Origin of the sequence: Capnocytophaga endodontalis (genome assembly GCF_002209445.1) — a bacterium.
Classification (GTDB): domain Bacteria; phylum Bacteroidota; class Bacteroidia; order Flavobacteriales; family Flavobacteriaceae; genus Capnocytophaga; species Capnocytophaga periodontitidis.
The window spans coordinates 2220467-2245637 of record NZ_CP022022.1 but is presented as its reverse complement, the minus strand read 5'-3'; the positions used below and the strand labels follow the sequence as shown (position 1 = coordinate 2245637).

The window sequence follows — 25171 nt, the reverse complement described above, 5'->3', positions numbered from 1 at the left end:
CAATTTTTTGTCTCAAAAATTTGCAAGTAATAAAAATAGTTGTACCTTTGCACCCGCATAATTGAAATAACAATAGCAATTGTGCAATTGGAGAGATGGCAGAGCGGTTGAATGCGGCGGTCTTGAAAACCGTTGAGGGTAACACCTCCGGGGGTTCGAATCCCTCTCTCTCCGCAAAAAAATCCATTATAACAAAATAAAGTGTTATAATGGATTTTTTATTATATAATTGATAATTAGCGATTTTTTATTTCAAATTCTAATATATTATACATATTTTCAAGTTGATATACTACTTTTTTATTTAAAACTATATCTGATAATAATAATTTTTCTACAGCTTTATAAAAAATCTTTAATGTTTTACAGTTGTTAAGCCATTCTGTAATTTGTACATTCAGTTCTCTGTGTCTGTCTTTAAAATAGGTATGATGATACTCTATTCCTCTAGCTTGTAAGCTATACATAAAAATTTCTTCAAAATAACGAATTGCATTCATTTTATAAGCATTAGCTATCCAGCAGTCTAATAAAGGTTGAATGGGCAATCCTGCTAATCCAAAACAAACCAACCAATCTTCAGCCGTGGTGATTTCGGAGTATTTTTCACTGAGAACTTCTTCAAAAAAAGCGAGAGAAAACCGCTTTAAAAAATCTATTTCGGGAGCTTTCCACAAGTCAAGACGTTCAAAATGACATTTAGAGAGTGAGAACCCCTCGTCTATATAAAATATTTTACCCTCACAAAGGAGTTCAAGCAGTACGTGGTAAAAAATAATGAACTTCTACAATAGCCTTAACTGTACTCACTAACATAGCTTCTACATAGGTGCTAATTTGTTGAAGTGAGAGCTCCTAAAGGGGATAGGGCATAAATCATCTATTTCAGCAGGAGTAATGCAATTGTCACAATCACATACTGATAAATGTTTATCAATCGAATAAGAAAAAAAAGCTATAGGCTTCTTCTATATAAGGACTTAATTTGTTTGAATATTTCATCTTTTGTAACTTAACCAAATAGCTGTACCCCCTCCTTTACGGTCATAAAGAGCCTCAATCTTTCCCCAATCAAAAGAGTGATTATCACCAATGTGGGCTGTGAGCCATTGTTTGTAATATTTTTCAGTTTTCAATTCGTATTCTTCACTCCAATCTTCCCACGAAGTCTGTCGTTCGTTCATCGCAAAACATAAACATTCAAGTTGCTCACCTTTAAAACAAAGTGAAACATCAAAGAGTTTTCCTTCAAAAGAACAATTGTAAAAATATAGCCAATAGTATCCTGTACCTACCTCCCATATTTTATTATTTGGAAAACGTTCTCTAAGATTAGAAAAAGTTGTATTAGTTGTAATAGTTTCACTTTCTATGAGAAGGAAATCTCCATTATGAATGTTTAAAAAAGAAGCTGTTTTTTTCATTTTATCACTTGTTACTCAACTGCAAAGATATAATTTTTTGTTAATATTTTTTATACCCAACAGAAAAATAGTACTTTTGCCTATCTAATACATCAAAAAATGAATATAGCCATAGTGTGTTATCCTACCTTTGGAGGTAGCGGTGTAGTTGCTACCGAATTAGGAATCGCTTTAGCCCATAAAGGTCATCAGGTACACTTTATTACTTATAGTTATCCTGTGCGTTTAGACTTCTTGGAAATGAACATTCACTTTCACGAAGTACACGTAGAGGAGTACCCCTTGTTTCATTATCAACCTTACGAATTAGCGTTATCAAGCAAAATGGCTTATGTGGTAAAGACTTACAACATTGATATTTTGCACGTGCATTACGCTATTCCACACGCTTATGCAGGCTATATGGCAAAGCAGATGCTCAAACGTGAAGGAATAGAAGTACCTATGATTACGACCCTGCATGGCACTGATATTACTCTTGTAGGTAATCACCCTACTTATAAAGAAGCAGTAACGTTTAGCATCAACGAATCGGATGTGATAACCTCGGTATCCGAGAGTTTGAAGCGAGATACATTGCGCCTTTTCAATGTAAATAAAGATATAAAAGTTATTCCAAACTTTATTGCCTTAAAAAAAACTGAATCTATTTCTCCTTGCAAACGAACAGTAATGGCAACTCCCGATGAGGTAATTGTAACTCATATTAGCAACTTTAGGAAAGTGAAGCGTGTAGACGATGTGGTAAGGGTATTCTATGGCATTCAGCAACAACTTCCTGCCAAATTGATAATGGTAGGTGACGGACCTGAGCGCGAAATAGCTGACCAGCTATGTAAGGATTTAGGTATCAAGAAAAAGGTACTCTTCTTAGGAAACACATCTGATATAGACCGTATATTATGTTTTACAGATTTGTTTTTACTCCCCTCAGAATCCGAAAGCTTTGGACTTTCAGCCTTAGAGGCAATGGCTGCAGGTGTACCCGTAGTATCAAGTAATGCAGGAGGCTTATCGGAGGTAAATGAAGAAGGTGTATCAGGTTATTTATGTCCAATAGGAGATGTGCAAACAATGGCTGAAAAAGCTATTTATATTTTAAGTGATAAAAACCGCTTGGCGCAATTCAAACAAAATGCCCGCAAAGTAGCAGCACGTTTTGATGAAGAGAAAATTATACCGATGTATGAAGCTCTTTACTACAACGCTATAAAAGAAAAATAAAACATTATGGCAACATACAAACGCCCCATTACCTTAGAAACCGCGCTCAAAGAAGTAACCGAGGAGCGCTTTTGCAAAGGGCATCATTACAAGGATGTTGCCCTAACCGACGAGATGGTTGAACAGATCGTACAAGTAAAGTCGTTGGTCAATATGGACTTTATCAATACCGAGATTACCGATGAGGCGCTCCAGTACTTAGCGACTTTGCCCAAACTAAAACTCCTTTTCTTAGAGGGCAACAAACAAGTTACAGGCGAAGGCTTTAAGTACTTTGTCGACAAACCTATTGACCATATCTCGCTAGACGGTTGTCCCGTAACTGATGAGACACTAAAAATTGTCCTACAAGTACCACGCTTAAAATCTCTTTCGCTAAAGAGAACGCGAGTAACCTTTGAAGGACTTATGGCAGTAGCACACTATAACAAGGTGAGTTTCTACCTCGACAAACCTTTCACTGCCGAGCAGATAAAAGCCTTTGAACAAGCCCAACGCACCACAGGCAAGAAGAAACCAACAACACCCCCTACTGATGATCTGCCCATAGTAAAGCAACTGCTTTTGGACTTCTTTGTGGCAATGACCGAGTGGGAGGCTTTCGCTACCAAAAATGACGATACCCAAGAGGGCGATCTTTTGGTAAGAGAAAAATGCAAAGACCTCTTCAAAAAGTATTGTACCGACAAGCGTAGGGCAGGCTATCGTCCTGAAGGAATTTGTTATTCTTTAGATAAAGGTGGTACCTATGGTGAACATCAAATTATCGATAGTGAGGTGGTTACTAAGAATAAGATATACCTCTACACTCAAGACAGACATAATTGTCAGTTTCGCTTTCTCATCATCAGAAAAGAGAGGGAGTGGAAGATTGACGAATGTCAATGGCACGATGGGGGCTGGACTAAATACGGATTATAATAATGAAAACAGCAAAACAACTTATAGAAGACGAACTTCAGAAAATAATTCATCAGCTTAAAGAAGTTTCTCTTTTGCAAGAGGAGAAACAAGCACTTCTAAGCTATAAAAAGGAGTTAGAACAACTATTTTTCCTCAAAAAACTTTCAGATACCTATTATTTGGAACCCGCAACTATAGAGCGTATTATTGTATTGCCTCCGCCTCGTACAGATTTTTCTAATTTCCGTCTTGTAGATGATGCTGAAACAGAAGAAAAACAATGGTGGGAGGAGTTAAAGATAGAAAATAAACCCATTTGGCTTTGTGAAGGAGATATTTTGATTAAGAAAAAATAATTCGAAAATATAAATATAATGAAAGATATATCCCAAATATTCAAATCTTCTATAAAAATAGAAGATGTAAAACAAGAAAATGGTATTTTTTGCTGTATGAATGACCATTTTGTCAGTGGAGACAATCAAAAATATATGAAAATGTACGATTGGATGTCTTTCTTTTATGATTTTGGAGAAAAATGGATAGGAAAACTCAAGTATGGAAATGCCATTGACCGCCTGCGTACGGAATTGATGAGCCGCTTGGAATGGAAAAATAATATTTCTGTGCTTTATGTTTCCATAGGTACAGGAGCTGACTTGCGTTATCTACCCCAAGGGATTGATTTGAAAACAATAAACCTTGTAGGGGCTGATATCTCGATGGGAATGCTCAAAAGATGTAAGAAGCAGTGGCAAAAGAAAACAAACCTTACCCTTGTGCAGTGCCCTGCCGAGGAATTGCCTTTTGCCGATAATACTTTTGATATTGTTTTTCACAACGGAGGTATCAATTTTTTCAACGATAAAGCCCTTGCTATGAGCGAAATGCTCCGAGTTGCCAAACCAGGAAGCAAACTCCTTATTGCCGATGAAACATCGGACTTTGTGGAAACCCAATACAAGAAAAGTGTCTTCTCTAAATCCTATTTTGAAGGCAAAACGGTTGATTTGAATGCCATAGAACAATGTATCCCAGCATCAGTGGCTGAAAAGAAAACAGAATTGTTCTGGAATAACAAATTTTATGGAATTACTTTTAGAAAAATAACTAAATGAATGCCTTACAAAAACGATTAGCACAAATAGGAACGGAACCTCACGAAAATGGCTTGTGTGACGGAATAGTATATGAAGACACTGAAGACCAATGTTATTGGATTTATAACCACTATTCTTATTGCGAATGGCTAAAACACTATATGATGCACTATGCAGGACTTAGTAGGGAAGAAGCTACTGAGAAATTAGCTCAAAATAGTCTTTTTGCAACCCCACCTAAAGATATTGAGGCTTTGTTTTGTATTACACACGAGCTTACCTATCACAACGCAATGGAGATAGCCAAAGGAGATATGTATTGGAAGGATGGAACGCCCTCTGATACTAATGGTTTTCAGGAAGAACACGATGTTTGGTACAGACAAACCAAAGAAAAATATCACTTGAACGAAGAATACGAGATACTTAGTTTTGAAGAAATATTGAAATTAAACTAAATGAGTTACATTACCTTTAAAAGCAAGCTCATAGAGCAAAAAGTAAAGCAATATCTGAAAAAGAAACATGCTGACCTTCTTGTAAAAGAGGGGAGGAGGGTGTTAGTCAAAGAAGAAGGAGCGCCTTTGATTACCAAAATGCTCATTCATAACGATGATTTGCACTCGGAGGACTTAGCCGACTTGCAAATGTTTCCTAATATAAAGGAATTAGAGTTGCTATCGGAGAATATTACTGATTTAGAATCCTTACCACCCTTGGAGAAGCTACAAAAACTCTATTTGAATGTCAAGGCAACAGATTATACGCCTCTTGCCAAGTATAAAAAACTGAAAAAAGTAAAGGTTTATGACAGTGGAGTGAGCGATATAACTCCTTTTTGCGAACTTTCCAAGCTAAAAGAATTAAAACTATCGTGCAATAAACTCATTTCTTTGCAGGGCATGCAACGATTACAAAACCTTACCGAACTTTGGTTGGATAGAAACCAAAACGCCGATATATCCCCTTTAGCGTGGTTGCCCAATCTTGAATATTTACAATTAGAGAGGAATCAAATCAGCGATTTATCTCCTCTGAGAGCCCTCAAAAAACTCACCACCTTGCGTTTATATCACAACGAGGTGAAAGATCTTTCTCCTCTGAAGCATTTACCTTTAGAGGAATTGGACTTAGAGCAAAACAAGATAGAAGACCTTAGCGATTTGGTAGGTATAGAAACACTTAGAAACCTAAAGATATGTTTTAATCCTATAAAAGATGCTTCTCCTTTGCTAAAAATGCCTTATTTAGAGTTTGTTTGTACAGATGCTAAGGATATCTACTTACCTTTAGAACGTTACCTCGGTAAAATTGTAATAAAAGAAGTATTTGGAGGGCAATACCCTAATTTTCAAGAAGCAGATACCTATATATTTAGTAGAAAAGAATGAAAAAATGACCTTATTAGCCTCTTTATTAGCCTTATTCTCTTGCAAAAGTTCCCCAGAAGAGCGAAAAGCTACCGAAGCCTTTCCCTTGCAATCCCTACTTACCTATGAGTATTGCGGAGAAAAAGACGGTTTTCAGTATTTCTTATTAGGAAATACTTGGGAGCGAACCCTATTTAAAGTAAAAAGCTCAGAAATACATATTGATTCTCAATACGCCTTTCGTGCTGACCCCTCTTTTGAGCCTAAAATACCTATTACCCCCGTTGAACAAGAAAGGGTTTTTGCCGAAATCCCTATGAATGGACAAAAACTTTATTTGTATAAGGACAATATTGTACAACGTTATTTCCTTAGCTGTTCTGACCTACACAAAAAAGAAACGAATCGCCCTACCTACTTATATGATGAAGTAAGCCAACAGGATGCTGAGGCACACCAAGAAGAACGTGCCTATTATATAGGTTATTATAAAGACGAAAAACTCATTCGTTACCAAAAAATATATAGGGGAGAGATGTTAATAGAGAAAGAAATAGAATATTAATATATTTATTATCAGTCAATTAATTTGATTTATTGCAAAAAAAATGTATTTTATTTTGTTACTTCAAATAAATATACTACTTTTGCGCCCTGAATTAAAAAATCATTTAATCATTTTATTTTTATGAATCAATACGAAACTGTTTTCATTTTGAATCCCGTTTTATCTGAAACACAGATAAAGGAAGCAGTAGAAAAGTTTGAAAATTTTCTTACTTCAAGGGGTGCAGAATTTGTAGCAAAAGAGAATTGGGGCTTGAAAAAATTAGCTTACCCAATCCAAAACAAAAAAAGCGGATTTTATCACCTTTTTGAATTTAAAGTAGCTGGTGAAGTAATCGACGCTTTCGAATTGGAATTCCGTCGTGACGAGCGTGTTATGCGTTACCTCACTGTGAAATTAGACAAGCACGCCATCGAGTGGGCTGAAAAAAGAAGAGCTAAGTTAAACACTAAAAAAGCGTAAGAAAATGGCAGTAGAACAAAAAAAAGGAGATATCAAATACCTCACTCCACTAAACATCGACACTTCTAAACAAAAGAAATATTGTCGCTTTAAAAAATCAGGTATTAAATACATTGATTACAAAGATGCTGACTTCCTCTTGAAGTTTGTGAACGAACAAGGTAAATTGCTACCTCGTCGCCTTACTGGTACTTCATTGAAGTTCCAACGCAAAGTGGCTACCGCTGTGAAAAGAGCTCGCCACTTAGCTTTAATGCCTTATGTAGCCGATTTATTAAAATAATAACAAGGAGTAGAAACTATGGAAATTATACTTAAACAAGACGTACATAATTTAGGTTTTAAAGACGATGTCGTTACTGTAAAAAACGGCTATGGTCGTAATTACCTCATTCCGCAAGGATTCGCAATTTTAGCTACTCCCTCAGCAAAAAAGGTATTAGCTGAAAACTTAAAACAAAAAGCTTATAAAGAGCAACACATCATCGAAGAAGCTAAGAAAACAGCTAAAGCTCTTGCTAACTTGGCAGTGAAAATCGTAGCCAAAGTAGGTGCAGGTGATAAACTCTTCGGTTCTGTTAATCACGCTGATGTTGCTCAAGAATTAGCTAAAGCTGGTCACGATATCGATAAAAAATTTATCTCTATCGCAGGTAACACTATCAAACGTACAGGTAAATACAGCGCAGCTATCCGTTTACACCGTGAAGTAATCGTTGATTTCCCATTCGAAATTGTAGCAGAAGTAGCCAAAGTTGAAGCTAAACCTGCTGAAAAAGTGGAGGAACCTAAAACTGAGGCTCCAGCTGAGCAATCTGCTGAAAACTAATAAATTATAAGTAGTAAATAGTTCATATCAATTATAATTTTTGATACCTATTAAAGACGTGAAATCTTTGGTAGGTATTTTTTTTACAAATATATTTTTTTTTCTCAAAAATAATATATACCTTTGCCTCGTTTTTTAGCAAGTTTCTTATTACAATGGAATCAAAAATTAATACAGTCGGCCTAACTATATGGGGCTACAAACAAGGTTGTAAAGTATTAGCTTCTCAAGGAGTTAATTTTCAACTTAAAGAGGTTAAAGATAGATTAAAAGACCTTAGTGCTTTTATTCGTATCCACACTCCTCGTGTAGATTTCTACACACTTCAATTTACGCAAAACTACAAAATATACACCCAGTACCGTTCTTCTCGTGAAGTAAATGGTCAGACAGGAGTGTATATTGCTATATCGTTGTATGTTCCTCACACTTTGCAATGGCGTGGAATACGACAAGTACTCAACTTATTGATGGATATGTACTTCGCTGAACATATCAATTACGAGAATGGTGCGCCTTTGCTCAACGAAAAAGAAGATATCTTCCCTTATTTCAATCTCCTACGTGGCTATGAAAAACAACTTACTGAAGAACTTCAGCCTAAGCCTTGTACTTTAGAAATGCCATATACTCCTAAAATTTTTCCTTATAGTGATATTTATGAAGTAGATAAGTATTTCAATATGCCTTATCGCCCAGAGTTCGATAATATTCAGGACGTTGTTTTCTTGAGAAAAGAATTTGTAGAGAATCCTCGTGCTTATAGTATAGAACTTTTCTTTCCTGAATATAGAACTCAGCAAAATACAACTGCAACTACTAATAATAGTGGTACATCTCACTTTACTATTGCCGACAAGAGAATCAAAGTTCTGGCTTTTATGAGAAATGGTAGAGATGTGAGTACTACTTATGAAAGCGAGATTTTCTCTGATGATGATACTATAGAGTTACTCCTCGAGAAGTCTAAGTATTACCAAATGTTCTCCTATAACGATACCGTTAAGAAAGCAATCAAAAAAGGATATATCAAGCGTACTAATAATAGTTATAGCTTAGAATTTATTCCTTTTGTAGAAAAGGAAACCAAACTCTATGTAGAAACTCCTCAGTACGACTTCCAAAAATACATCACTTTCTTATCCTTAGAAAGTGGTAGTTTCAAGATAAAACCTCATAGTGATAGCAAAGGCTTTTATTTCCTCTTCAAAGGTGATGAGGCTCAAAAAATATTTAATATTAGCTATAATGGCATTGTCTTTAGAAGTAATTATGTAGTGGATGAGAGAATCCCTCTCACTATACCTTTTGAGCAATATCACTTTACAGTCGTTTCTAATAAAATAGTAGCTGTAGCATTGAAAATCAACGGGATTGTGTTTAGCACTTCTTTGCGTAGTGATTCGCCTATAGAGATAGTTCTCCCTGAACACTTATATCACTTTGAGTTTGAAAATCAGGAAACTAAAAGAGTGATAAGTATCTCTAAAAGTGGTGAAATAAACTATGAAATCGAGGGTAATGTACACAATCCTCAAATGCTTGCTTCCGAAAGTCCTAGAGCAAAAAATCAACTTGCTGTGATAAACAACAGCTTAGCTACTGTGAGTGACAATAAAAATGAACCTATACACAAATCTCGCTTCTTCTGGCTCAAAATAGCATCTATAGTGGTGTTTGTTTTGGCATTAGTGGGAATAGGTTATTGGTTTATATTCCCTATGCTTAAAGACCCTACCAAGGCATACATTGCTTTCAAATCGGAAAGCAAAATCGAAGATATCCATTTCTTAACAAACATAGACGAACATAATTATGAAATTGATAGTACTTACATTCGTCTCAAAAAAGGCTTACCTGAAACTGAAACTAAATTGGTAATTACTTTTGCTGAAGAAGGAAAAGATACTGTTGTGTTCAATAAAGAACAACTTGCTAAATTAGCTACAATGGTACAGGAAGGCAATAAAGATACTCTTAAAATTGATGTAGTATCTCCAGCTCGTTTCTTCCTTGCTGAAGTGCAGAATTGGAAAAGTACTCATGCCGACCCTAAAGGAACTCTTTTCTTAGCCGAAGCAAAAAAACGCAATTACCTCACCGAAAAATTGCGCCCTGAATTTGAAAAAGCTGTATGGGAAAATTTCTTAAAAGATTTTGATTATTCTGCTTATAATAGCGAACAAGTTGATAGCTTGTTACGCCCTTATTTAAGAGGTGGAGCTTCAGAGTTGAAATCTTATCAAAAAGATTTAGAGCAAATTATTTCTCAAACTAAAAACCGTGAAAACCAGGAGGATAATGTAGTTGAAATAGCTACTCCTGCACCTGAACCTACAAGAGAACCTAAACCTGTTGCAGCTCCTAAAAATAATCCTGAACCTAAGAATGCTCCCCCTGTCGAAAGAACTACTACAACTATAGTAGAAAAAACTGATGGTAAAACTGTAGTGAGACACATCAGAACAGGTGCAAGGCCTCAAGCTACAAATGTAAGCCTTACCGAAGAGTTTATTGCTGATTTGAAACGTTTCAACTCTCCATCTTGCTCTGAAAGTGTGGTAGATAAGGTAAAAATCAATGCAAAACGCCTAAGCAATAGTGACTGGGAAGTGGTATCTTACGATTTTAACCAAAATAAAAACGAAATCGAAGAACGTGTCAAACAATACGTAGCTTTCTTTACAGCTGTAAGAACAGGAGGTAGTATTGATAATCTTAAACCTCCTTATTTTGGTGGACAATCAAATATTATTTATTTCCTTAAAAAAGGAAATAATTTCGATATTGTAAAAGGAAAAGCAAATCTAAAAACTTTTACCGATATTCGTCAAGCGATTATCAATACAGGCGTAGATCCTAAATCAATACGATAAATAACCATAAAAAACAATATACTATGTTAGAAGTTTTCAATAACCTTGATACTCTTTTAAAAGGATTTTGGATGATAGCAATTCCTACTTCAGTGATTTTTATCATTCAAATGATTCTTACATTCATAGGAAGTGACGCCTCCGATGGTACTTCTGCCGATTTTGACGGTGATCTCAACGGAGGCGACACACCTTTCCAGCTTTTCTCTTTCCGCAATTTGATTAACTTCTTGTTAGGATTTAGCTGGACTGGTATTTCATTTTATAAAATTATACACAATCAGCTCTTACTCATAGCTTTAGCTACTATAGTAGGAGCTTTGTTTGTATATCTCTTCTTCCTTATTATCAGAGCTCTGATGAAACTTTCAGAAGATAATACTTTCAAATTCTCTGAAACCATAGGCAAAACTGCCGAGGTTTATATCCCTATTCCTGAATACAAACAGGGAAGAGGCAAAGTAACCATTAGTGTGCGCGGTACTATACACGAATTAGATGCTATGACCACCGGTGAACGCCTCCCTTCTAACACCATCGTGAAAATAATTTCTGTAGATGATACTGTTTTATTTGTAGAACGATTGTAACAATTCAAAATTATTTTGTACCTTTGCCCTCTATAAAACATAATCATAAACACAATGAAAATAGCTAAAAAAATACTGAAATGGGGAGGTATCTCACTTTTACTCCTCATTATTGCAATGCTTGCTATCCCTTTTTTCTTTAAAGATACTATTAAAGAAAAGGTGATTGAGATGGCAAATGAGAATTTGAAAGCGAATATTGCTTTACAAGATGTAGATATCAGTCTATTCAAAAACTTTCCTAAGGCACGCGTTACTCTCAACAATTTTGTATTAGTAAATAAAGAGCCTTTTGTAGGCGATACCCTTTTTGCTGCTAAACATATTGATGTAACTTTGAGTATCAAAGATTTATTAGCGGGTAACTACAATTTGTTAGGAGCTAATGTAAAAGATGCTTCTGTATACATCCACCTCAATAAAGAAGGAGCTGGTAACTTTGATATCGCTATCCCTTCCGATAAACCTGAAGAAGAATCTGCCCCTATTAAACTTGATATTCAACAATACAACATCGAGAATTTGAAATTCACTTTCAAAATGGATGATGGTAACCTATTTATGGAAGTAGCCGACATCTACCATAGCGGAAAAGGTAACTTTGCTGAAGAAGTATTAGATTTAGATACACAAACAAAAGCCAATGTAACTTTTGCAATGGATAAAAGTACTTTTATGAAACAAGTACCCATTACACTTCAAGCTATTTTAGGTATCGACCTAAAAAATCAAAAGTACACTTTCAAACAAAATAAAGCTACCGTAAATCGATTAGATTTAGTATTTGATGGTTTTATTCAACTGTTAGAGGAAGGACAACATTACGACCTTACTTTTAGCACCCCTACTAATTCATTTCAAAACTTCTTAGCTCTTATTCCTGAAGAGTATGCTAAAAGTATTGAAAATGTAAAAACTACAGGTAATCTTACACTCAAAGGTTTTGCTAAGGGAGATATGGTAGGTGATAAAATCCCTACTTTTGGTCTTGAAATGTATGCTGATAATGCTTCTTTCAAATATCCAAACCTCCCTAAAACAGTGCGTGATATCACTATCGACCTCAAAGTGAATAATGCTACAGGTATTACTAATGATACCAAAGTAAACCTCAATAAATTTACAATGAGTATCGACCAAGACCACTTCTCAGCCCGTGCCAATGTGAGCAATATGGTAGTAAATCCATTTGTTGATTTAGCGATAAAAGGTACTATCAATTTGGCTAACTTATCACAAGCTTATCCTATTTCGTTGGATAAGAAGTTCTCCGGTATTCTTCGTGCCGATATCGCTACACAGTTGGATATGAAATCAGTAGAAACTAAAAACTACCAAAATATCAAAGCACAGGGTAATTTATCGCTTTCTCAATTTGTATACGCAGGCGAAGAGTTTGTAAAACCTTTCCATATCGATAATTTGAATGTAGCATTTAGTCCTTCACACATTGGGCTGTCTCAATTCGATGCCCGTACGGGTGAAACCGATTTGCATCTCACAGGAACAATTGATAATCTATATGGTTTTGCTTTCAGAAAAGAAATCCTCAAAGGAAACTTTAACCTTTCTTCTAACAAATTGGTGGTAAATGATTTTATGCAACCTGCTACTGCCGAAACAGCAACTCCTAAACAAGAAACTAAAGAAGCTCCTAAAACAACTGCTAAAGCTCCTGCTCAATCAGCTATAAAAGTACCCGCTTTCTTAGATTGTGCACTTACTGCCAAAGCTAATACGGTGTTATACGACAATTTGAAATTAAGCAACGTATCAGGTAAGCTAATTATAAAAGACCAAAAAGTGGCTTTAGAAAACTTAAAATCAGATATTTTTGGAGGGAATATAGCACTTACAGGTGATGTGTCTACCAAAGAAAAAATACCTACCTTTGACGTAGACTTGAACCTCAATCGCCTTAACATATCCGATGCTTTTACACAAATTACTATGCTCGAAAAGATAGCTCCTATTGCAAAAGCCGTACAAGGAAAAGTGAATACAGTTATCAATGTAAAAGGTAATTTGAAAAACGATTTAACTCCTGAAATTAACAGTATCTCTGGCGACCTATTTGCCGCGCTTATAGACTCTAAGATTGACAGCCACGGTTCTCCTCTACTCTCAGCCTTAGACAGTCAGTTTACAGGATTAAATTTAGCCAATCTCAACCTGAAAGATGTAAAAGCAGCGGTTGATTTTGAGGATGGAAAAGTAAAAATTAAACCTTTTACTATCAAATATAAAGATGTAGCCATAGAAGTAGCAGGTTCTCACGGATTTGACCAACAGATGAATTATAAGCTCACTTTCAATGTTCCTCCTCAAATGTTAGGTAAAGAGGCTGAAGGTTTGTTGTCAAAACTCACTCCTGAAAATCAGAAAAAAATAACTAACTTGCCTGTGGTAGCAACCGTAGGTGGAACTTTCAAAAAACCACAAGTAAGCACTGATGCCAAAACCGTAGTAAAAGATTTGGCTACCCAAATAGCTAAAAACCAAATTAACAACCTTACCGCTAAAGGCACCGACGCATTACAAAAGGCTTTAGGAGGTAAAACCAGTTCAGGTACAGCAGGTGAAATCACAAAAACTGTTGGTGGACTGATGAAAAACAGAGATAGCACAATGACTAAAGTGAAAGAAAAAGCCAAAGAAGAGGCTAAAAAGGAAGCTAAAAAACAATTAGGTAACTTCCTTAAAGGCTTAGGTGGAAAAAATGAAGGCGAATAAAAACAAAATTAATTGAATTATATATGTATAAAGTAGTACTTTTACGCCACGGACAAAGTGAATGGAACAAGCTCAACCTATTCACAGGGTGGCAAGATGTAGATTTAACTGAGCAAGGAGTACAAGAAGCTCGTGAAGCAGGACGTGTTATGAAAGAAGAAGGTTTCAAATTCGATGTTGCCTACACATCTGTACTTAAAAGAGCTATCAAAACCTTGAACAATGCTTTAGAAGCAATGGGTGATCTTTGGGTACCTACTCACAAAAGCTGGAGACTCAACGAGAAAAGTTATGGAGCATTACAAGGCTTAAACAAAGCTGAAACAGCTGCTAAATATGGTGAAGACCAAGTACTTTTATGGCGTCGCTCTTACGATGTACGTCCTCCATTTATCGAAGAATCCGACGAACGTCACCCTTCACACGACCGTCGTTACAACTCACTTACTAAAGAGGAAAAAACTCCCGGAGAGAGCCTTAAAGATTGCTATGATCGTATGTTGCCTATATGGTTCAACGAGATAGCTCCTGACATCAAAGCTGGTAAAAGTGTGATCATTGCAGCTCACGGTAATAGTTTGCGCTCATTAGTTCAATACCTTGATGGACTTTCTGAGGATGAAATCCTTAAACTTAACATCCCTACAGGGGTACCTTTGGTGTATGAACTTGATGCTAACTTAAAACCTATCAAACACTATTACTTAGGTGACCAAGAAGCAATTGCAGCTGCTATTAACAGCGTTGCAAATCAAGGAAAATCAAAATAGTATTTGTTTTTATAAAAAATACCTCCAAGAAATTTTATCCTTTCTGGAGGTATTTTTGTCCTCTATAAAATGAGTATATTCCACAACTTGAACCTTAAAAATATCTAAATGAATGTTCCAGACTATAAAATATTCCTCACTTTTTTCTATTCAATGTGTTTGTAATTCAAAAATAATAATTATTTTTGCACTCAAATAGTAATATACTATTTCTGAAGTATAAGATAATTTAATTACTAAAACCTTTGGTCGTTGAAAATGAACATTTTATTTTTAAGTTATTTTCACTCTGCACGCACTCATTCTCTACAAATTAAATTTAAGGCTAAAAGTAGTCTTTCACCACTTCGTATTTGAATCAGGTGTAGTTAGGTAATAAATAGGTAACAAATTAAGGTTACCTCAAATCTTTTTTACTAAAAATTACTCATTATTTAATTTACACTGTACAAATGAAAAATAAATATATCGACCTAATTGACCAAACCTACTATTTTCCACAAGATGAATTTACTTTAGATGGCGATGAACTTCGCTTTCACAATATTGATTTGATGGAACTTGTACGCAAGTATGGAGCTCCCCTCAAATTTATGTATCTACCCAGAATATCTGAGAATATTCAACGTGCCAAAAAATGGTTTGAAAAAGCGATTAAAAAACACAAATACAAAGGGGCTTACAACTATTGTTATTGTACCAAAAGTTCTCATTTTAAACACGTAATGGTAGAAGCTTTGAAGAATGATATCCACATGGAAACCTCTTCAGCTTTTGATATCAACATTATCAACAACCTTATCAGCGAAGGATTGATTACCAAAGAGAATTATATTTTGTGTAATGGCTTCAAACGTGATGCTTATATTGATGGCATTGCCGATCTTATCAATCGTGGCTATCAAAATTGTATTCCTATCATTGATAACTATGAGGAAATCAATTTGTTTGAAGAAAAAATAAAAGGCTCATACAATATTGGTATTCGCATTGCTTCTGAAGAAGACCCTCGTTCTGAGTTTTATACCAGTCGTTTAGGTATTGGCTACAAAAATATTGTACCTTTCTACAATCGAGAGATTAAAGATAACCCTAAAGTACGCCTCAAAATGTTGCACTTCTTTATCAATACAGGTATTAAAGATAATGCCTACTATTGGAATGAACTCTTGAAGTGTTTGCGCGTCTATATCCAACTTAAAAAAGTAGCTCCTGAACTTGATAGCCTTAATATAGGTGGAGGTTTCCCTATCAAGAGTTCGTTAGCTTTTGAGTACGACTACGCCTATATGGTTGATGAGATTATCCGTCAGATAAAAATTACTTGCGACCAAGAAAAAGTACCCGTACCCAACATTTTTACTGAATTTGGTAGTTTTACAGTGGGTGAGGCAGGAGGCGCTATCTACGAGATAATGTACCAAAAACAACAAAACGACCGCGAGAAATGGAATATGATTAATTCCTCTTTCATTACTACTTTACCCGATTCTTGGGCTATTAATAAACGTTTTGTATTATTACCTATCAACCGTTGGAATGATGAGTACGAACGCGTACTCCTCGGTGGACTCACTTGTGATGGTGATGATTATTACAACAGCGAACAAAATATGAACGCTATCTATCTGCCTAAATATAACAAAAATAAACCACTCTATATAGGTTTCTTCAATACAGGAGCATACCAAGATAGTATTGGTGGGGTAGGGGGATTGCAACACTGCCTCATTCCACAACCTAAAATCGTGCTTATCAATAAAGATAAAAATGGTAACCTTACCTCCCGTCTCTTTATGGAACAACAAAAAGCTGATGAAATGCTAAAAATCTTAGGTTACTAAAATTTAAGGTATAAACTTTGTAGAACCTTTGTCAAAGTCCTTTACGACTTTGACAAAGGTTCTACAAGCCCTAACTCCTTTTTCTTTAACTTCTGACAAAATGAAATACATAATTCTTTTTTTCTTATCAATCACTACTTTATGGGCACAAGATACCACAGCTACTAAAAGATACCACTATAAAGTGTGGATAAAACCTTCATTGAGTATCAATTATCTCGCAGTTGATATAGAAGACGCTCCTATTAATAAAGATTTGAAAAATAAAACAATATTACCTAACTATCCTCTTACAATGGGGTTGGGGTTAGGAGTACATAATACCTATGTAAACCTTGATTATGCTAGAGGTTTAATGCCTTTGCGCAACGAAAATAAATATGGAAAAACGAGCTATTTTGATTTTCAATTACATTCCTTTATTAGCAATAAGTTTTTGTTAGATATTTATTATCAAAGTTATAAAGGTTTCTATTATGAAAATGGTCAAAATATACACCTTCTCAAAGATGCTCGTGTACAACAGATAGGAAGTGAATTTTTGTATTTTACCAAATGGAGAGAAACCTCTTTAAAAAATATATTTAATCCAGAAGGTGAACCACTAAAACCTTTCTTCAGTTTCTATTTTGGAGGAGGTGTTTTCCATCATAAACTCAGCTTGCCTCTTGTGGATCCAGATAGAACTGACGATTTTAAACATATACAAGCTGGATTTAGTGGAGGGGTAGCCAATCTTTGGCAACTTGCTCCCAATCTCACTTTTAGTGGCTTAATAGGATTAGGATTTTATTTTGGTGGAGAAACAGCTCCTATAAGTAAAATGAAAATCAATCAATATGTAAATTTTAGATATAACATAGCTCTTACTTACAAAATTAAAAGTTCAACAATAGATTTTTCAATATTGCATAACAACAAGCGTGTATATTTTAATGATTCCGACCTTGTAAGTATTAAAAACTCTACTTTTAGAATTAGTTTCACACAACAACTCAATGTTACTACCCGTCATAACAACAAAGTGATGAGGTTCTTAGGGATGTAGTCTATTCCCTTGAAAAAGCAATAATCTAATAATCAAAATAATACAATTGGTATAATATTTGTTTCTAAATAAAAAGTTAAAAATATTTGGTATTTTTAAAATAAAGCACTACATTTGCGACTTATAAATGAATACATAAAACAAAAAACTGTTTTAAAATTGCAAAACAATATGAGAAAACCATTATTAATGGCTGCTGCTCTACTTATTTCGGCAGTCGCATTCGGACAAAAAAAAGAACTTAAAGAGATTGAAAAGCAAATCCGTAAAGGTGATTTAACATCAGCTCAAAGTGGTTTAAATGCCATTAAAGGAAGTATAGAAGGTACTGAGTTCGCTCCTCAGTTCTATTTCTTAGAAGCTCAAGCTAATATTGAGCTTACTAAGAAAAACAAAAGTTTGGCTTCTTTGCAAAACGCTACTGCTGCTTTTGCTAAAGTAAAACAATTAGAAGGCGGTAAAGGAAAATATACTAATCAGTTACAATCATTAGCTGATGAAGCTATAAACTTTGCAGTAGGGCAAGCTCAAGAGAAGTACAAAGTTAAGGATTACAAAAATGCTTCAATAGCTTTTGAACAAGTATATCGTCTTAGCGCTCGCGATACTGTGTTCTTGTACAATGCTGCTGTAGTAGCAGTGGAAGGTAAAGACTATGATAAAGCCGTGAAATTGTACTCAGAACTTAAAGACCTTGGTTATGATGGAGCTGAAACACTTTATATCGCAACCAATAAACAAACTAAACAAGATGAGACTTTCGCTGATAAAAACCAAGCTGAACTAATGGTAAAAGCAGGGACTCACGAAAAAGCAAGAGTTGAAAAAACACCTTCTAAACGTGCCGATATCATAAAAAACATAGCCTTTATCTATGTAGAACAAAAGAAAGTTGATGAGGCTATCAAAGCGTTTGAAGATGCTAAAAAAGCATATCCTAAAGATGCGAACATCATCCTTGCTGAAGCTAATGTATACTTGCAGTTAGACAATAAAGAAAAATTTAAACAACTAATGCAAGAAGCTGCTCAACTTGATCCAAATAATGCTGACCTTCATTACAATATTGGGGTAATCAATATGCAACAAGGTAATATTTTAGAAGCTCGCAAAGGTTTTGAACAAGCACTTAAAATTAAACCTAACTACGCCGATGCCGCTTTGAATATCTCTACTACCTACATCAACGAGGGAAATAGTTTGATTGAGCAAATGAACAAATTAGGAAACTCTAAAGCTGATATTGCTAAATTTGAAGCATTGAGAGATCAAAAAGATAGTTTATTCAAAAAAGGTGCTGAAGTATTAGAAAACTATACCAAAGCAAATGGTAATGTTGAAAACATCTTAGAACAATTGAAAAACATCTATGGAGCTTTAGGAGATAGTGCTAATTTCCAACGTGTAAAAAAACTTTTAGGACAATAATTGAATCCTATGAAAATGAAAAATAGGAATTAGAGAGAAAAGTCTAATTCCTATTTTTTTATTCCTATTCAATAAAATATTCTATTTTGTCGAAATGCGTTATTTTATAGAACTCTCTTTCTTTGGTAAAAACTATCACGGTTGGCAATCTCAACCGAAGGCTATTTCTGTGCAAGAAGTTTTAGAGCAAGGACTTTCAACAATACTTCGAACTCCTGTAGGTGTAGTAGGAGCAGGACGTACTGATAGTGGTGTACATGCTTCACAAATGTTTGCTCATTTTGATGTAACCGAACCTTTACCTACCAACTTTGTACACAGATTAAACGCTTTCTTACCAAAAGATATTGCTGTTCACAACATATATGAGATGAAACCAAATGCTCATACCCGATTTGATGCTCTCAAACGTACCTATCAGTATCATATTAGTACTCAAAAAGATGTGTTTGCGTATGATTATGCAATGTTTTTCACTCATCCATTAAATGTAGCAATAATGAATGAAGCTGCTCAAATTCTTCTTGATTATAGTGATTTTCAATGTTTTTCCAAAACTCATACCGATGTAAAGACTTTTATATGCAAAATTTATAAAGCACATTGGGAGAAAATAGACAAACAACTTATCTTTACCATCACAGCCGATCGTTTCTTGCGCAATATGGTGCGTGCTATTGTAGGAACTCTTATAGATGTTGGATTACAAAAGCTATCACTTACAGACTTTGAAGATATTATTCTCAGCAAGAATAGAAATAAAGCAGGAGCATCAGTGCCAGCTTGTGGATTGTTTCTCACTCATATAGAGTATCCTGAAGATCTTTTTATTCAAAAAATCAATTAAATATTAGTATTATTCAGTGAAATTCACTACTTTTGCAAGCTTTTTAAATAAAACTATAAATGAAATATCTACAAAACAAATACTTAAAAATAGTTGTAGCTGTCCTTATTGTAGCTTGGGCAGTATACCAATTCACTCGAGGAAATATAGGGAATGGTATTGCTCTCATTTTTCTATCACTTATTCCTATTTTATTGTATTTTCGCAATGAGTTTATATTGCTTACCTTTTTGCGTTTGCGAAAACAAGATTTTGCAGGAATGGAAAAATGGCTTGGCAAAATCGTAGACCCTGAAACAGCCTTATTACGTAAACAACAAGGCTATTACAACTATATGTACGGAATTATTTATTCACAAAAAAATCTTACACAAGCTGAAAAATACTTTCGTAAAGCCTTGCAATTAGGGCTCACAATGAGTTACGATGTAGCAATGGCAAAATTGAGTTTAGCAGGTATAATGATGCAAAAACGCAAAAAACGCGAAGCCCAAGAGCTTCTTACAGAAGCTAAAAAGTTAGACAAGCAAAATCTTATGACCGAACAGATAAAAATGATGCAACAACAACTTAAGAAAATCTAAATTAAGAGTAGGTCAGTATATTGATTTTAAAATTTTTAAAACAGATAAAAGAGTTAAAAGTAACATTTTACTCTTTTATTTTTTTATTGTTAACATAATAATTTAATAAAATGATACAAGTAGCTAATACTATTATTTCAGAAGATATAGTAGAAAGAGATTTTGTTTGTAACCTTAGCGCCTGCAAAGGAGCTTGTTGTATAGAAGGAGATGCGGGAGCGCCTATAGAAGAGCGAGAACTCAATATAATGAAACGTATTTATCCAGAAGTGGCACCATACCTTACTGAAGAAGGAAAGAGAGCTATAGAGGAGCAAGGAATATATGTAAAAGGAGAAGATGGAGAATGGGAAACCCCATTGATAAATGGGGGAGAATGTGCTTATGTAGTACGAAATGAAAAAGGTTGGGCACTTTGTGCTATTGAACAAGCATATAATGATAAAAAAATAGAATGGAAGAAACCTATATCTTGTCATTTATATCCCATACGTTTGCAAGAGTATAGTTCATTTACAGCGGTAAATTATCATCGTTGGAGTCCTATATGTGATGAAGCTTGTACTTTAGGGAAAGAGTTAGAGATGCCAATTTATAAGTTTGTAAAAGAAGCCCTTATTAGAAAATTTGGAGAAGAATGGTATAAAGAATTAGAACTTATAGCAGAACATTTGAAAAAGTGATAATGAACATAGAGAAATCTAAAAACTGACACATCTATTTTAAAAAAAAACTTGGCGTAATTAGTTGATTATCAAACTAATTACGCCTATTTCGTAGCGAAGACGGGATTTGAACCCGTGACCTTTGGGTTATGAATTTTGCATTGATTTAAAAATATGTTGATTATCAATGCTTTTTAGGTTCAAAAAACCCCCAAAAACCTAATAAAAATACTCGGTTATATACTCTATTTTAGTGTTAATTAATACATGGAAATATCTGTGTTACAATGATTCATAAACTATTGTTTATTTCTATAAATTTTGGATTTACTAAAATTATAGCGATTAACTTTTCCCTGCTATGATTTGTAGCAGTTGTTGTATCTGTTCATCTTTCTTTGAAATTTGTATATCTTTCTCGCGGATCATATTCATTAAATCACTGATGAGTTCTTTAGTGTTTTCACCATCATTGTATACTCCTCCCTGATTTATTTTATGTTTACCTCCAGCATACAAATTACTCTTTGATATTTTCACATTTATATACTTTCCATTTATGTATTCCATAATGGTATTTAAAGTATTAGGTTGAGGCCTTTTTGTCTCTCCATTTATTATTTTTTGCACTCCAACAGCACTTAAGCCCGTATTTCGCTCAATTTCATAAGCAGTAATTTTGTATTCTTTCATTAATTCTAACACATTCACTAATAAGCTTTCTATTTCTTCCATAATAAATCATTGATTTCTAACATTTTAATTATTTTTAATTGATTTTCGCATCAAAAAAGTTTGCTATTTTATATAACTTGTTATATATTTGCAACCGAAAACAAAAGTATTTATACATTTTTAAATATAAATGTATTTAAATTTATTTTGCAAATATATAAATAAAAAATGAAAGTAAGTAAAATTATCATCGAAAAAATTTTGAACGACAATAATTTTAGCATTGAGTTAGCTAAAAGATTAGGTAACCAACAACAGTCAGTGTTAGGTTTAGCTCGTAGAAACAGTCGGAATTTGACTCTTTGGGAAGCTGTTCTATTTTACAAAGAACAGGGATTTACTGAGGAAGAGATTTTTTGTAATTCTAATACAAAAAATTCAGAAACCACATCAGAAGAAGGGGAATAATAAATATAAAATATAATATATTTTGTATTAAAAAATTATTTTTATATATAAAATAAGTGTAATAGTTTGCTTTTGTATAGCGATTTAACCAATGAACTCTCTTGTACAGATAGCCTATAAAACCGTTAATCAGTTTGAATTGTCCAAAAAAGACACTCAAACACTTATTGCTATGTTACAAGGTTCAGAGCAAGAACAGATAGAAGAGTCTCGGGAAAAATTAAAGAAAGTTCCTGAAGAGCTTTTGGAAGAAGTAACTGTTCTTAGAGAGCTTCTGAAAAGGAAACAGTTTTTTCCTCCTAAAAAGTGGAATGGTTATCACAAAGGAATAAAAGTATTTTAAGTATTTACAAAGAAGCTATGAGTATACTAAATAACAATACGCCTTTATGGCAACTTACTGTTGGAGAGTTCTTGGAACTTCAGAAAACAGAAATAGAACTTGCATTGGTAACCAAGAGCAAAAGATATGAGTATGGACTGAAGGGGTTAGCAAAATTATTAGGTTGTTCGCGTAGTACAGCAAGTAAAATAAAGAGTTCGGGGATTTTAGATGAAGCTATTTGTCAGAATGGTAAACTCATAATAATTGATAAAGAAAAAGCCTTAGAGCTACTCAAAAAAAGCAAAGAATAATGGACTATCTCAGTTTAACAAAAAAGTTTTGGACTTTTAATGATGTTTATCCACTATCAGCACCTATAGTGGCTATTTATCTTTTTCTGTTAGACAATTGGGATAAGGTAGGGAGTAAAGATTTTGAATTTTCTGACAAAGTAATGAGTAAAAGATTGAAAATAAATAGAAAGACCATAAAAACAAGTAAAGATACTTTACGGAATTTAGGTCTTATTAGTTATCAGATTACTAATGGATTTCCTACCTTATACAGAATTATTCCTGACTACCTTGTTAGAAATTTTGTTGTAGAAAGAGAAAAAACAATCGTTAAACAAGTTATTAAAAAACGGGAAGAGAAGTCTGTTTCTCAATTAGGAGAATTTCTAAAAACAAGTGAAATGCCTAAAAAAGAAAGTCTAACACTTCCAAGAGAAGTTCCTAAAGAAAACATTTCTAAAAACATTGATATTCCTTCTTTTGAAGAATTTATGAACTTTGCTAAAACTTTAGATATTTATGAAGAAGGGTTAGATGTACACTTAAAAATAAAATATGAAACTTGGAAAGATGATGGCTGGGTAAGTGGATATAACAAACCTATTGTAAATTGGAAGCAAACTCTTAAGAACACTATGCCTTATCTGAGGTCAAACAATAAAAACATCTTTAATGTTCCAAAAATAAACAGACCTAAATCTACTTACAATGAATGAAAACATAGATATAGAGAAATACGTGCTTGGCAATCTTGTGAGTGAGTCCCAACTCATTGCACAATACTATAATATGCTGAGTGTTTATCTTTTTTCTGCACCACAACATCAAGCTATTTACGAAACTATTGTGCGAGTTTGGAAACAATACGGCACTGTAGATTTGATACTATTAGGAAAAGAATTTGAGAAGAAAAAGCTAAATTCATACACTGTTTACTGTATTGATTTGGCTAATTTTGCGATTTCATCTGCTAATATAGAGTACCATATAATGCTTTTGGTACAAGCCTCTGTAAAGCGTGACTTTATCAATAAATTCTCCTTACTTCTCAGTATGGCTCAAAAGAAAGAGAATGATATATTCGATATACGCGATAAGGCTTTTGAATGCTTTAATAACCTTTTTATTGATAAGTTTATTGAAAATAACCGTCAAACGCGTGAGTTCCCTGAATTAGTAGAGGCTGTGCAAAAGAATTTCGAGAGTATTCATCAAGGGAAGCTCACAGGATTACAAAGTTCTCTAACTATTATCAATAAAGTATTTGGAGGTTGGCAGAAATCTAATCTTACCATTGTTGCGGGTCGCCCTGGTATGGGGAAAACTACTTTTTTAGTACAACAAATTGTAGATATGGTAGCTCAAGGATATTCGGTAGGGGTATTTTCGTTGGAAATGTCGGCAGAGCAAATTGCCTCTAAAATTATTACTAATTATACTGACATTCCTAATTCTTCCATCCTTCGCAAAGGACTTAAAGATGAGGAAGTGTATCGCTATATCTCTCTGAAAGACAATCTTACCCAAATGAAAATACATATAGATGACACTTCGTCTATTTCAATTGAAAATCTTAAAATGAAGGCAAAGTCAATGGCTCTTCGCTATCATATCAACATATTGTTTGTTGATTATCTACAGCTTATTACCTATCCTAAAGCTGGTAATAGAGAGCAGGAGATTTCCTTTATTTCTCGCAGTTTGAAAGGACTTGCAAAAGAACTCGATATCCCTGTGATTGCTCTTTCTCAGTTGTCACGAAATGTAGAGCAGCGCACAGACAAGCGTCCTTTTCTTTCTGACCTAAGAGATTCTGGTACTATTGAACAAGATGCCGATGAAGTGGTATTCCTCTATCGTACTGAATATTACGGAATTGACCATTGGGATAAGGAATACAACAATGAAAGTACCAAAAATGAGGTAGAAATCATCATTTCCAAGAACCGACACGGGGGCATTCTCTCTGAGCGTTGTGTTGTGAGTATGGCTACTTCAAAGTTTAGAGATTTAAAAAAGAAAATTAGCCCAATGTAGAGTGATATTGCTCTCTTGTTGATAAAAATAAGAAACCTATGCAAGTGTAGCAGATGTAGTGAACTACCTTACTAAAGCCTCTGGAAATCTTTTTGAGGATGATTACAC

The 25171-nt window shown here is 34.3% G+C and carries 28 protein-coding genes and 1 tRNA gene; 26 read left to right on the top strand and 3 right to left on the bottom strand.

The annotated features are described in order from the left end of the window. The first annotated feature begins 89 nt into the window (after positions 1-89). A tRNA-Ser gene (locus CBG49_RS10080) sits at positions 90-174 on the top strand. A gap of 62 nt (positions 175-236) precedes the next feature. Here the strand turns inward: CBG49_RS10080 and CBG49_RS16160 are convergent. Further along, positions 237-677: a hypothetical protein gene (locus CBG49_RS16160; protein WP_227002878.1), complete on the bottom strand. Its 441-nt coding sequence runs from the start codon at positions 675-677 to the stop codon at positions 237-239. A 321-nt stretch (positions 678-998) separates the two neighbouring features. Beyond that, on the bottom strand, positions 999-1424 hold the full coding sequence (locus tag CBG49_RS10070; RefSeq protein WP_088594387.1) for a hypothetical protein: 426 nt from the start codon (positions 1422-1424) through the stop codon (positions 999-1001). Between the two features lie 99 nt (positions 1425-1523). Here CBG49_RS10070 and bshA point away from each other — a divergent pair, with 99 nt between their 5' ends. The 20 genes from bshA to CBG49_RS09970 all read left to right on the top strand — a co-directional run bounded on the left by bshA (position 1524) and on the right by CBG49_RS09970 (position 21283). After that, a complete protein-coding gene (bshA, locus tag CBG49_RS10065) occupies positions 1524-2648 on the top strand; it encodes an N-acetyl-alpha-D-glucosaminyl L-malate synthase BshA (RefSeq protein ID WP_088594386.1) in 1125 nt (374 codons plus the stop codon). A 6-nt stretch (positions 2649-2654) separates the two neighbouring features. Beyond that, positions 2655-3569, top strand: a complete 915-nt coding sequence (locus CBG49_RS10060) for an NTF2 fold immunity protein (RefSeq protein WP_088594385.1) — start codon at positions 2655-2657, stop codon at positions 3567-3569. 2 nt (positions 3570-3571) lie between these two features. Beyond that, the gene (locus CBG49_RS10055; protein WP_088594384.1) at positions 3572-3907 is read left to right on the top strand and encodes a cell-division protein; all 336 of its coding nucleotides are present in this window, start codon (positions 3572-3574) and stop codon (positions 3905-3907) included. Positions 3908-3925: 18 nt separating this feature from the next. After that, positions 3926-4669 carry a class I SAM-dependent methyltransferase gene (locus tag CBG49_RS10050; RefSeq protein WP_088594383.1) on the top strand — a complete coding sequence of 248 codons (744 nt, stop codon included), beginning with the start codon at positions 3926-3928 and terminating at the stop codon, positions 4667-4669. Beyond that, the gene (locus tag CBG49_RS10045; RefSeq protein ID WP_088594382.1) at positions 4666-5109 is read left to right on the top strand and encodes a hypothetical protein; all 444 of its coding nucleotides are present in this window, start codon (positions 4666-4668) and stop codon (positions 5107-5109) included. The genes CBG49_RS10050 and CBG49_RS10045 overlap by 4 nt, the downstream gene beginning before the upstream one ends. Then, entirely contained in the window at positions 5110-6042 is a 933-nt protein-coding gene (locus CBG49_RS10040) for a leucine-rich repeat domain-containing protein (protein WP_088594381.1), read from the top strand. It abuts the gene before it with no gap. Positions 6043-6046: 4 nt separating this feature from the next. Next, positions 6047-6586, top strand: coding sequence for a hypothetical protein (locus CBG49_RS10035; RefSeq protein WP_088594380.1), 540 nt, complete (start codon positions 6047-6049; stop codon positions 6584-6586). A gap of 123 nt (positions 6587-6709) precedes the next feature. After that, positions 6710-7051: a 30S ribosomal protein S6 gene (gene rpsF, locus CBG49_RS10030; RefSeq protein ID WP_002679068.1), complete on the top strand. Its 342-nt coding sequence runs from the start codon at positions 6710-6712 to the stop codon at positions 7049-7051. Positions 7052-7055: 4 nt separating this feature from the next. Then, entirely contained in the window at positions 7056-7334 is a 279-nt protein-coding gene (gene rpsR, locus CBG49_RS10025) for a 30S ribosomal protein S18 (RefSeq protein ID WP_002671374.1), read from the top strand. Between the two features lie 18 nt (positions 7335-7352). Beyond that, complete coding sequence (gene rplI / locus CBG49_RS10020; protein WP_088594379.1) at positions 7353-7880, top strand: 50S ribosomal protein L9; 528 nt, start codon at positions 7353-7355, stop codon at positions 7878-7880. Between the two features lie 155 nt (positions 7881-8035). Beyond that, positions 8036-10756, top strand: coding sequence for a hypothetical protein (locus CBG49_RS10015; RefSeq protein WP_088594378.1), 2721 nt, complete (start codon positions 8036-8038; stop codon positions 10754-10756). Positions 10757-10779: 23 nt separating this feature from the next. Then, positions 10780-11346 (top strand): NfeD family protein, encoded by a 567-nt coding sequence (locus CBG49_RS10010; RefSeq protein ID WP_009751039.1) that lies wholly within the window; start codon positions 10780-10782, stop codon positions 11344-11346. 54 nt (positions 11347-11400) lie between these two features. After that, complete coding sequence (locus CBG49_RS10005) at positions 11401-14079, top strand: AsmA family protein (protein ID WP_088594377.1); 2679 nt, start codon at positions 11401-11403, stop codon at positions 14077-14079. A 23-nt stretch (positions 14080-14102) separates the two neighbouring features. Continuing rightward, positions 14103-14849 carry a 2,3-diphosphoglycerate-dependent phosphoglycerate mutase gene (gene gpmA / locus CBG49_RS10000; protein ID WP_009751041.1) on the top strand — a complete coding sequence of 249 codons (747 nt, stop codon included), beginning with the start codon at positions 14103-14105 and terminating at the stop codon, positions 14847-14849. A gap of 452 nt (positions 14850-15301) precedes the next feature. Continuing rightward, positions 15302-16693, top strand: coding sequence for a type III PLP-dependent enzyme domain-containing protein (locus CBG49_RS09995; RefSeq protein ID WP_088594376.1), 1392 nt, complete (start codon positions 15302-15304; stop codon positions 16691-16693). 100 nt (positions 16694-16793) lie between these two features. Continuing rightward, positions 16794-17741 (top strand): DUF4421 family protein, encoded by a 948-nt coding sequence (locus tag CBG49_RS09990; RefSeq protein WP_009751044.1) that lies wholly within the window; start codon positions 16794-16796, stop codon positions 17739-17741. 171 nt (positions 17742-17912) lie between these two features. Further along, a complete protein-coding gene (locus CBG49_RS09985; RefSeq protein ID WP_009751045.1) occupies positions 17913-19169 on the top strand; it encodes a tetratricopeptide repeat protein in 1257 nt (418 codons plus the stop codon). A gap of 94 nt (positions 19170-19263) precedes the next feature. Next, on the top strand, positions 19264-20016 hold the full coding sequence (gene truA, locus CBG49_RS09980; RefSeq protein ID WP_088594375.1) for a tRNA pseudouridine(38-40) synthase TruA: 753 nt from the start codon (positions 19264-19266) through the stop codon (positions 20014-20016). Between the two features lie 59 nt (positions 20017-20075). After that, positions 20076-20600 (top strand): tetratricopeptide repeat protein, encoded by a 525-nt coding sequence (locus CBG49_RS09975; protein ID WP_002678966.1) that lies wholly within the window; start codon positions 20076-20078, stop codon positions 20598-20600. Between the two features lie 110 nt (positions 20601-20710). Next, positions 20711-21283: a DUF3109 family protein gene (locus tag CBG49_RS09970; protein WP_088594374.1), complete on the top strand. Its 573-nt coding sequence runs from the start codon at positions 20711-20713 to the stop codon at positions 21281-21283. A gap of 327 nt (positions 21284-21610) precedes the next feature. Here CBG49_RS09970 and CBG49_RS09965 read toward each other — a convergent pair whose 3' ends face one another. Beyond that, positions 21611-22000 carry a helix-turn-helix domain-containing protein gene (locus tag CBG49_RS09965; RefSeq protein WP_088594373.1) on the bottom strand — a complete coding sequence of 130 codons (390 nt, stop codon included), beginning with the start codon at positions 21998-22000 and terminating at the stop codon, positions 21611-21613. 168 nt (positions 22001-22168) lie between these two features. On the opposite strand from CBG49_RS09965, the gene CBG49_RS09960 reads away from it, so the two are divergent. The 5 genes from CBG49_RS09960 to CBG49_RS09940 all read left to right on the top strand — a co-directional run bounded on the left by CBG49_RS09960 (position 22169) and on the right by CBG49_RS09940 (position 25063). Further along, positions 22169-22408, top strand: coding sequence for a hypothetical protein (locus CBG49_RS09960; RefSeq protein ID WP_088594372.1), 240 nt, complete (start codon positions 22169-22171; stop codon positions 22406-22408). Between the two features lie 91 nt (positions 22409-22499). Next, complete coding sequence (locus CBG49_RS09955; protein WP_088594371.1) at positions 22500-22751, top strand: hypothetical protein; 252 nt, start codon at positions 22500-22502, stop codon at positions 22749-22751. Between the two features lie 17 nt (positions 22752-22768). Further along, a complete protein-coding gene (locus CBG49_RS09950; protein ID WP_088594370.1) occupies positions 22769-23044 on the top strand; it encodes a DUF3853 family protein in 276 nt (91 codons plus the stop codon). Next, complete coding sequence (locus CBG49_RS09945; RefSeq protein WP_088594369.1) at positions 23044-23742, top strand: transcriptional regulator; 699 nt, start codon at positions 23044-23046, stop codon at positions 23740-23742. The genes CBG49_RS09950 and CBG49_RS09945 overlap by 1 nt, the downstream gene beginning before the upstream one ends. Then, positions 23735-25063, top strand: coding sequence for a replicative DNA helicase (locus CBG49_RS09940; protein WP_088594368.1), 1329 nt, complete (start codon positions 23735-23737; stop codon positions 25061-25063). The genes CBG49_RS09945 and CBG49_RS09940 overlap by 8 nt, the downstream gene beginning before the upstream one ends. Positions 25064-25171 lie beyond the last annotated feature (108 nt).